General features: G+C 42.3%; 9 protein-coding genes and 1 pseudogene. 3 read left to right on the top strand and 7 right to left on the bottom strand.

Annotation, left to right across the window (positions count from 1 at the left end; all coding sequences use genetic code 11):
- Positions 1–245 precede the first annotated feature (245 nt).
- From RM368_RS37080 to RM368_RS37065, 4 genes and pseudogenes are all read right to left on the bottom strand, one after another.
- Positions 246–596 carry a tetratricopeptide repeat protein gene (locus RM368_RS37080; RefSeq protein ID WP_416212293.1) on the bottom strand — a complete coding sequence of 117 codons (351 nt, stop codon included), beginning with the start codon at positions 594–596 and terminating at the stop codon, positions 246–248.
- Positions 597–602: 6 nt separating this feature from the next.
- Positions 603–1046: pseudogene (locus RM368_RS38970) on the bottom strand (tetratricopeptide repeat protein); the annotation flags it as partial.
- 60 nt (positions 1047–1106) lie between these two features.
- On the bottom strand, positions 1107–3566 hold the full coding sequence (locus RM368_RS37070; RefSeq protein WP_322698683.1) for a CHAT domain-containing protein: 2460 nt from the start codon (positions 3564–3566) through the stop codon (positions 1107–1109).
- A 57-nt stretch (positions 3567–3623) separates the two neighbouring features.
- Complete coding sequence (locus tag RM368_RS37065; RefSeq protein WP_322698682.1) at positions 3624–3950, bottom strand: hypothetical protein; 327 nt, start codon at positions 3948–3950, stop codon at positions 3624–3626.
- A gap of 356 nt (positions 3951–4306) precedes the next feature.
- On the opposite strand from RM368_RS37065, the gene RM368_RS37060 reads away from it, so the two are divergent.
- Both RM368_RS37060 and RM368_RS37055 read left to right on the top strand, forming a co-directional pair.
- Positions 4307–5011, top strand: coding sequence for a mobilization protein (locus RM368_RS37060; protein WP_322698681.1), 705 nt, complete (start codon positions 4307–4309; stop codon positions 5009–5011).
- A gap of 197 nt (positions 5012–5208) precedes the next feature.
- Positions 5209–5931 (top strand): class I SAM-dependent methyltransferase, encoded by a 723-nt coding sequence (locus RM368_RS37055; RefSeq protein ID WP_322698680.1) that lies wholly within the window; start codon positions 5209–5211, stop codon positions 5929–5931.
- Positions 5932–6037: 106 nt separating this feature from the next.
- Here RM368_RS37055 and RM368_RS37050 read toward each other — a convergent pair whose 3' ends face one another.
- The 3 genes from RM368_RS37050 to RM368_RS37040 form a co-directional block, all read right to left on the bottom strand.
- On the bottom strand, positions 6038–6466 hold the full coding sequence (locus tag RM368_RS37050) for a DUF202 domain-containing protein (RefSeq protein ID WP_322698679.1): 429 nt from the start codon (positions 6464–6466) through the stop codon (positions 6038–6040).
- 516 nt (positions 6467–6982) lie between these two features.
- Positions 6983–7645 (bottom strand): hypothetical protein, encoded by a 663-nt coding sequence (locus tag RM368_RS37045; RefSeq protein ID WP_322698678.1) that lies wholly within the window; start codon positions 7643–7645, stop codon positions 6983–6985.
- Positions 7646–7725: 80 nt separating this feature from the next.
- Positions 7726–8436, bottom strand: a complete 711-nt coding sequence (locus RM368_RS37040) for a cadmium resistance transporter (RefSeq protein WP_322698677.1) — start codon at positions 8434–8436, stop codon at positions 7726–7728.
- 221 nt (positions 8437–8657) lie between these two features.
- On the opposite strand from RM368_RS37040, the gene RM368_RS37035 reads away from it, so the two are divergent.
- A complete protein-coding gene (locus tag RM368_RS37035; protein WP_322698676.1) occupies positions 8658–9641 on the top strand; it encodes a LysR substrate-binding domain-containing protein in 984 nt (327 codons plus the stop codon).
- Positions 9642–9725: the final 84 nt, after the last annotated feature.

The following is a 9725-nucleotide window of genomic DNA, read 5'->3' as shown; positions in this document are numbered from 1 at the left end:
TTAATGGAGTTCAGAACCTCTTTAATGAAGCTCAAAGGCTCATTAATGGAGTTCAGAGCCTCTTTAATGAGTATCAAAGGCTCATTAATGGAGTTTAAAGACTCGTGTATAAATCAACTTAACGCAAAATAGGCGATCGCTCATACAAATTTTGAAAGATAGGCGATCGCTGCTAACCTGCAAAGCCAAATTCAATTCTGACTTTCTCAATTACGAATTACGTTAGCCTAGTGGGGCGTAGCCCATTACGAATTACGAATTAAATCTTGTACTCTCACTAGCATTTGCCTAACTGCCTCAGCATCAGGAGATTGGATACGCTGTAATATCTCCAAGGCTGGCTGCAAATAATCTAGTGCTTGATTGTAATCGCCCTGTTGTTCTGCTATGTGTCCTAAACACCATAAAGTCATAGCTTGACCTTGAACATCGCCGATTTGTTCTGTGATGGCAAGGGATTGTTTATAAAGGGCGATTGCTTCCTTGATTTCTCCGCTTTTGGCCTTTAGTATCCCCAGTTGTTGCAACGTCACTGCCTGACCTCCAATATCGCCGATTTGTTCTTTGAGAGCAAGCGATTGTTTATAAAGAGTGATCGCTTCCTTAATTTCTGCCCTATCAGCTTTAAGAATCCCCAGTTGGTGCAACGTTGCTGCTTGGCCTTGAACATTCCCGATTTGTTCTGTGATGTCAAGCGATTTTTTATAAAGGGCGATCGCTTCTTCTATTTCTCCCCTATCAGCTTTAAGACTTCCCAAACAGTGCAACGTTGCTGCTTTGGTTTCAACATCGCCGATTTGTTCTGTGATGGCAAGAGATTGTTCAAAAAAGGCGAGTGCTTCGTTGATTTTTCCTGTATTTAGTTTTAGTCTCCCCAGTTCGTGCAACGTCACTGCCTTATCATCGGCTTGTTTTGTGATGTCAAGCGATTTTTTATAAAGGGCGATCGCTTCTTCTATTTCTCCCCCATTAGCTTTGAGATATCCCAAATTGTGAATAATTCTAGCTTTATCTTCTTCGTCTTCTGCTGGACAAATATTTAGGGCTTGTTGATAATGCTCTTGGGCTTTACTTACATCACCTAGTTCTTGTTCAGAGCGAGCTAATTAATGTAATACCAAGTGATGTTCAGCAATTTCTAGAGTAGAGTTGCACAATTGAACAACTTCCCGAAATCGGCTTTGACTTTTCCAACGCCTTGCCAGGTTCTCTGCGATTTCTACAGCAATTTTGTCTACCTTCCCTCGCAACGCCAGCCGATGAATTTCTAAACCTTGTTCCTCGGTTGTGATTTTCGCCTCCTCCCGCCAAAGGCGATACAACACCTCAGCCGCTTGCTTATGCAAAGCTTCCTCATTTGACCGTATCTGCACAGGCAAAATGCGCGGCACTCGTAACGCTTGATCATGGCTCACTTCCAACAGTCCTAAAGCTACCGCCCGACTAATATAATCTTCCAAATTGGGGATATTCTCACAAACTGCGGCTAAAGCTTCCCTCGGTACTGGTAACTCAAACACCAAACCCCGTGACAACATCTCCTGCATGGTTGTATCCATCTGTTCCAGCAACGCCTCTGCTAAAACTTGCTCTCGCAACTCCACCGGATCTGCTGCTAACCGATTCAAAATTGCCGCCACATCAACACTTTCATCATTCCCCTTTCTCGCCTGTGGGGAGGGGGTTAGGGGGTGGGGTGCTAACAATTTATCCAACCATTCCAGCAAGCGGGGATTACCATCAGCCAACTTCTGCGCCTGCGATTTTAACGCCTCATCCACCTGAGATTTAGCACTAAAGGCAGTGAGGCGATTAAACTTTTTTTGTAAATCTGCGCCTTGCAGTGCATCCAACGGCTGCTTGTGGAAATACTGCAACTGAGTAAATTCAAAATCGTAACGGCAAGTAATAATGATGCGGTGAGAAGTGAAATTTTCTTTAATTGCCCAAACTAAAGCCGTCAACACCTCGGCTGCTTCCGGTTGCAGACGACCTAACCCCCCTAACCCCCCTTCCCTACCAGGGAATGGGGGAACTTGACTCCCCTCTCCGCCTCGGGGAGGGGTTGGGGGAGAGGTCTCTAAATTCACTTCAAAGTCATCCAGCACCAACAAAAACGGCTTCGCTTCTTCATACAACTGCTGAAAAACTCGCCGCAACCGATATTTCAATTCTTCATCGTAATTTTGTAGGCTTTTGCGCTGTTCGTTGTCATCCAACTTTTCTGTTAACCGACTCACTAAACTAGCTTCATCGATTTGCCCCACCCAGACAACACGCTCAAAATTGGGCAGTCTGTCACAAAGCCTAGCTGCTAAACTACTTTTACCCAAACCGCCCATTCCATGAATCAACACCCCAACTTCATCGCTTGGTTGACTCAGCACCCGTAAACAACTTTGCAATTGCCGACGACGACCAACAAAACTCTCCCGTGTCGGGACTTTCACCTTACCCGCAGCATCTAAAAACTGGGTAGAAACAGAAAGCGGTGGTGCTGGTTTCCGTCCGCGAGTCCGCAAAGGTGTAACTAATGAACTTGGTAAATTACCTGCTGCATACAGCCGCAATAAATGCCAATCCCGCGCTTTGTTCTTAATTAATGTTTGATAAGTACAAGCAACAGCTTCGATGATTTGCTTTCCGGCTGATAATTCCTGATATAACGCGGCAGCTGCGGCTGTTGCATCAGAATCTAAAACCTTTTGACCCCAACCCAAAACCGCTTTTGCACCGGATTTGAGCAATTCTTCAGCCATTGACGGCACAGATCCCGAATTGCCAGCTTGTCCAGTGCGACAACCAGACAGGAAGATGAGTTTAGGCAGTCGAAATTGTAATTCTTGGGCGATATCTCCAGCACTGGCATAGTTAGCTTCACCTGTTGCTGTTTCTGTAATAAAGCGGGGTTGCCTATCTTGTAAAGTAGCATGACCCGTCAGGTGTAAAACATCAAAATAATCTCTGTCGTAACCATCGACTAAATAACCCAACTCCGACAAACAGCCGCTTTCTTCCACTGTCAGCGCTAAAGGTTGCCGCTTTGTCGCCTCCAAAATCCGTGCTTCCTCTCCCTCAAAATCCAGCACAGGTTTGACATCCAAGGGCGAAGTTGCCATAAACAAAACTTGCAGCGCCCGGTTTTCAGGTTCCCCGTCAATAGTTAATTTTTTTACCGCGCTATTGGACACCCAACGCATAGGAACAATCGCCGGGACTCGCTCAACCAAAAAGCTAACGCCATCGTGCAGCACTTCCCAAGGCAGATGGGCGAGCTTTTCTGATGTGGCGATCGCCAACACAATACCCTCACGCCGATACTTATCTAGTAAGGGTTGCAGCCAGCGATCGCTCCCATCCAACCAGTTATACAACCGCCGTCCAGTTACCGTATAATCCTCTGGTAAAAACGAAACGTAATAATCTCGCTCTGCCAACTGAATCAAATCGGTGATTTCTGATAGAGGAAGCGATCGCTTTTCATACTGGTTTGGATTATCAATAAAGTAACGTAGCTCTACGTAATTCTCATCAACTGGCTTGAGGTCGAGGTGGAGAGTTTGCACGTTCTCAATCTTGAGACTTCAGTATTTACCCCAAGTCTACCACCCCCAATTCCGTCTCTAGGATTCTAAAATTTGGCGAATCTCTTCTAGGGTTGCATCCTCTAAAAGAAGTCGCCTACCATTGCGCCCGACAATCAACACCTTTTCAATTCTTTTACCAGACTGTTTGGTTTTATACTCTTGATACCACTTGCGGATTTGTTCAGCAATAGCGATCGCACCCCCAACAATACCAACGATGGTAGCAACTGTTGCTGTTACTCCTTCTCTTTCCGGTGCATCTGAACTCACTGCATAGTTACCAGATATACCAGGAATTGCCAAAAGTGCCTCTGTTGCTGCGATTGCATCTTCACCCGCGATCGCCAACTGAATTTCTGCCATAGTGTTAATCTGCAAGTAACTCCAGGCTTATTTTAAACAACATCCCAAGGCAATTTCTTCTAAAAATTCCTAATTCTTGTCGAAAAGAATGTCTGAAAACCTAAATTTTCGGTTTTTAGTTCTCAATCAACTTACAACAAGAGGCTTAAGCCCCTTGTTTTGTCTTAGTCCGCGCAGATGGTCACTGAGCCTGCCGAAGTGCGAACTTCGCCTGTGTAAAATGAGACTGTTGGAATATATCCCAATCACGGTTATACTTTCTCATAAAACCAGCAAAATACTTGGGGGCAATGGCCAAAAAATTCTTAGTTTGGGAAAGATATATCAGATTTTAATAACTATTAGAGGTGGCTGTAATGCCGACGATTCATTTTGTAGATGGTGAAAAAGGTGGGGTAGGAAAGTCTCTCTTTGCTAGGACAATGATTCAGTATTGTCTGGATAAGAGAATCCCATTTGTACCAGTGGAGACAGATAGATCGAATCCAGATGTTGCAGGGGTATATAAGGAAATATGTAAATATGCTGTGTTTAGTGAGAATGAACGACAGGCAAATAAGGCAGATAGAATATTTGAGTGGGCGATAGAGAAGCCAGTAATTGTGAATTTAGCCGCACAATCGCATAGAGCAGTACAAGGGTGGATTGAATCTAATCAATTACTTGAATTAGGAAGTTCGCAGGGAGTTCTGTTTTGCAAATGGTTTGTATCAACAGGAGGATACGACAGCATCAACCTGTTTGCTCAGTCAGTGAATACTTACGGTGAGAAAATTCCTCATATTCTGGTGAGGAATTTAGGGCTGTGTGATGATTGGGAGCATCTAGAGTCAGACTCCAACTATCAGAACCTAGTAAATAAATATCAGATAAAAGTTATAGATTTTCCGAAGTTAGCATACAGAGAAAGAAACATAATTGACCAAAATCGCCTGACTTTTGCAGAGGCTAGAGAATATAAAGAATTTGGGATAATTGGGAAACAGAGAATAGTGAATTTTCTGAAGCTTGCTTATGGTGCTTTTGAGAAAGTAGGTATCTGGTATGAAAAAGTTGAATAGTAGTCATTAGTCATTAGTCATTAGTCATTGGTCATTAGTCATTGGTCATTTGTCCGAAGTCATTGATCGTTAGTACCTATGACTTCGGACAAACTCTAGCAGAAGATTGGATGAGGGTACGATGGCGCACCCACCCGCCGTAAGCGATCGCTTGGCGAATTTGACTACAATCCTAAGAAAGAGTAGCAAAAACCTAAATGTCTAAAAAGTCCGATTCTCAGTTTCAAAATCTCTTTAGTTCACCCAAATCAACCAACTGGGACGAAAGATTAGCCCAAATAGCCTATCGCTTTAACCGAGAATATCAACGTGAAACCTTTGAACTCCCAGCAGAAGTACAAGCAATGCCAATATTTAGCGAGTGGATTGCTGGGAGTTTCTCAGGAAGAATTGCTTCCCCTTTCTGGGAAATTGCTAAACCTCAAAAAAATCAACACTGTATAGATATTGGCTGTGGTATCAGCTTTTTAATCTATCCTTGGCGGGATTGGCAAGCGTTTTTTCATGGGCAAGAAATCAGTAATGTGGCACGCGATACCCTGAATTCTCGCGGGCCACAGTTGAATTCTAAACTCTTCAAAGGAGTTGAGTTGGGAGCAGCTCATCAGTTAAATTATCCATCAGAGCAATTTGATTTAGCGATCGCCACCGGATTTAGCTGCTATTTTCCCCTCGAATATTGGGATGCTGTACTAGCAGAAGTGAAGCGGGTGTTAAAACCAGGTGGACATTTTGTGTTTGACGTTCTCAATCCAGAACAGCCTCTAGCAGAAGATTGGGCGGTTCTGGAAACCTATTTAGGGGCTGAAGTGTTTTTAGAGCCTTTGACTAAGTGGGAAAAAATGATTAAGACTGCTGGTGCTAAAGTCGTAACGCACAAATCAGGAGAATTATTCGAGTTGTATAAGATCCGATTTTAAAAATCTTACAGCAGATTTCAAATTGGTGAGGTACACAAGCTCGCGTCTGTTACCAAGCTATAAAGTGTGTTTTCCTCCTGAATTCTAAATTCTGAATTCTGCTGTATTATTCAGGGATAAGTGGACTCATTGGATCTAAAGAAGTTGTAAAAACAAAATAGATTACTCCAGTTCCGAGAATCATCACAGCGAGACTGAACAGCAGCACCCATCGGTCTGTTGGTTCATAAGTATCTTCTTCGATATCACGACGGACAGCAAAATAGTGTACTGTTGACAGCCACACCGTGATTAAACCCACTAGCGAGAAGACTAAACCTAACTTCCAGCCATTGCCAGGACGGGGTACTAAAGGTACTTGGAAGGCACGCAAACGCACGATAACGACACCAAAACCTAAAAGAGCAATCCCTGTCCGCATCCAAGCGAGGTAGGTACGCTCATTTGCCAAGTGATCTCGGATTCTCGACGGATTCAGTCGTCCTGGCTTTTTTTTATCTTTTTCTTCTTCTGTAGGTTTCAATTTTAACTGCATCAATAACACCCTTATCCCCAAAGCGGCTCTTATCAAAAAAATGCGAAGGTAGTAGGAAATCTCTTTCCAGATGACTTGCACCCAACACAATAGTTGCGCTACTGAAATATGCTTGTTGTGATTGTGCATTTTTTCCAAAATTTATTTTAATGCAGATATCGAAATAAAACAAGCCTAAAATTGAGGATAGATAATTGAAGAAGAATTCAGAAGTCAGAATTCAGGAGTCAGAATCAAGACGCTCGCTATCAGTCGGAGATTCAAACCTGCGACTTAATTGTTGCACCACCAAATCTAGGATTTTGTGAAAATGCAAAAACGCCGATTATTCATCCGCCAATCGTACAAAATACCCAACTGACTCTTGACTCCTGAATACTGTTCGATAAATTCAAAAAAAAAGAGCCAAGATCAAAGAGATGTTTCACCAGTTTTTGTCCTGTTCTTCTCTGATTTTGGCTGTCACCCTATTAAAATTCAGAACAATCATTCAAAAATAAACTATGCAGTTCTATTTCAAGACTGATTGCTAGGCGCATTAGGAACTCGTGTATTTATGAGATCCTGCGATATATCTGGGATAAACCAGTTAGCCTTTTTGCTGTTAACAACTTTTACAGTCGGGACATTCAATTCAATCGCAGCAGTAGCTGGATTCCTCTTAATTACTAGCTGAGTTCCATCAAGGATCTTCAGAGCCGCCGCTCCTGTCAATTCTTCACCTTGCCCATTAGGACTAGAAGTGAAATTTGCTACTTGGACATCATTCGGTAGATAGATGCCATCACAATCCCAATTATTTTTAGTGGACTGACCATCAGCTAGAAAATATAGACCATTCTCGTATACGGCATCTTCATCATCTTCTTCATTTGGTCTTTTACCGTATATCGCTATGGTATTACCTGTTTGGTTGTTGCATTGACCCCAATTGATTCCCGTCTCTAAAGCATATTTTTGCAGTGTTAATTCCTCGGTTCTCTTTTGAATTTCTTCTGGTGTCAGACCTTCAACTTGAGTTTGGGCATCTTTTGTCTGCGAGAGTTGTTTAAGAGCTTTAGTGACTTCGATGTAATCAGGGTTTTTGCTAAATTTTGGTCTATCAGCAAAAGAAGGTTGAGCAAAGGCTAGATTAGCAACAATCATTAAGACAATTAGCAGAGATTTCCAGATTTTCATGTTTTGATTCCTGTTGATGGATAAGATATTTTGCCGTTTATAATTCGTTTTGCTCAGAAAATTGATGATCCACCTCTTTCTTAGACACTTAATTTTTCTTGTTCTTCACTTGACGACTGAGTATTGAAACCTAAAATTAATGAAAATATATAACTAGAAACTACAGATAAAAGAGTCCAAGTAACATTTTCCGTGACAATAAACACGCCCAAACCAATCAAGATACAAGGGACAAAAGTATTGCCATTTTCAGTTAAAAAGTTGGCGATCGCAGGCAAGTAGGTTAACTTATAAGCGGTATAACACCATACACCCACTAAAGTAAAGAATACACTTATAATCACCAGCAGACTATCTAATTCTGAGTTGGCAAACAAGGGCACATAGACGCTGATATTATCACTGCCATTAGCAAAGGCGATGGCGGCAACATTGCAAGTTTGTGGAGAAACAAAACTCTTAACTATAGAGGGACAAGACGGCTCGGTTTCTTCTTCAGCTTCCTCAGATGAATCCTCTTCGCGTTTTAGTAAACTGCTCACACCAATGATTATTGGCATTAACCCAAGTAGTCTAATCCAGTCCTGCGGTATGATTAGTCCACCCAAGAAACCGGGAAGGCTAGCAACGATCAATGCTGCAAAACCGAGATACTGACCAGCAAAAATGTGACGACTGCGAAACGTTTTACTTATTTGTGAAAAAAACAACGTCAGAATGACAATATCATCAATATTGGTGGCAGTGAATGCGGTAATCCCTGTGGTAATTGCAGTTACTAAATCGTTCATTTATGGATGTCCTTATGTTCGTGCTTGGTAATTAGGCATGGGGCATTGGTCACTTACAAAGGACAAATGACAAATGACCAATGACAAATGACAAATGACTAAGTAAAAAGCTTTGATTTATACTTTAGTCAAACTAACCGATAGAATCAAATGCTTTTATTTGTCAAAATGATAAATGAAAGTGATTAAAATTTTGACACCAAGTCTTAGGAATACGATCAATGGCAGGAATGACGCTTGAGCAGCTAAAAATATTTCTGGCTGTAGCGCAGAACTTACACTTCACTCGCGCAGCAGAGGAGCTTTATATTACACAACCTGCTGTCAGTGCAGCGATCCACAACTTAGAGCAAGAATACGGAGTGAAACTATTCCATCGGATTGGTCGCCATATCGAAATTGCTGAAGCGGGTAAATTACTACAAGTGGAAGCGCAAAAAATTCTCGATCAAGTTTCCTTGACAGAAAGGGGGTTGCGAGAATTGAACAATCTGCAACGGGGTGAATTGAAATTAGGGTCGAGTCTAACAATTGGTAACTACTGGCTACCAAGTAAGATTAGTGAGTTTAAGAGCCAATATCCTGGTATCCAGATTGACTGTACCCTTGCCAATGCAGAAACGATTTGTGTCGGTACAGCGATGGGACAGTTTGATTTAGGTTTGGTGGAAGGAGATGTGAAGCCAGCACTTCAGAATACTCTAGAGTACGAAATAGTGGGAAGCGATCGCTTACAAATTGTAGTTGGTCAAAAACATCCTTGGTTTGAGTGGGGAGAAATTGATTTAAGCCAACTAACTCAAACTCCCTGGGTGATGCGAGTGCCAGAATCTGGAACCCAACAAAGGTTTGAAGAAGCGTTGCAAAATTGGGGGATCAACCTCAGCGAACTGAATGTAATTTTAGTGTTCACCAGTGGTGAGATGGCAAAAGCCGCAATTGAAAATGGCGTAGGCGCAACTGGAATTTCTGAGTTGATGGTAAAAAAAGAAATCCAGCTAGGAACTTTGCGGGCAATTCGAGTTATTGATAATAGAGAAGGCAACAGTGCGATGACTACGGCAGACTACGCCTACGCAGAAATAGTTCGACCTTTTTTCAAAATCAAGCATCGTCAGCGTTTTCAAACTGCTCTTTCCAAAGTCTTTGAACAAATGTTGATATCGTCTATGGATGGTTCACATCAACATGTATCAGTTATTTAAAGGAGATTGGGCATTGGGCATTGGGCATTGGCATGGGGCATTGGGAAAGAGGAGGCAGGAGGCAGAAGTTCTACAATGTTTGAA

Source organism: Nostoc sp. DedSLP03 (assembly GCF_034530815.1).
Lineage (GTDB): Bacteria > Cyanobacteriota > Cyanobacteriia > Cyanobacteriales > Nostocaceae > Nostoc.
The sequence above is the reverse complement of the archived record's forward strand: the minus strand, read 5'-3'. Positions and strand labels throughout refer to the sequence as shown.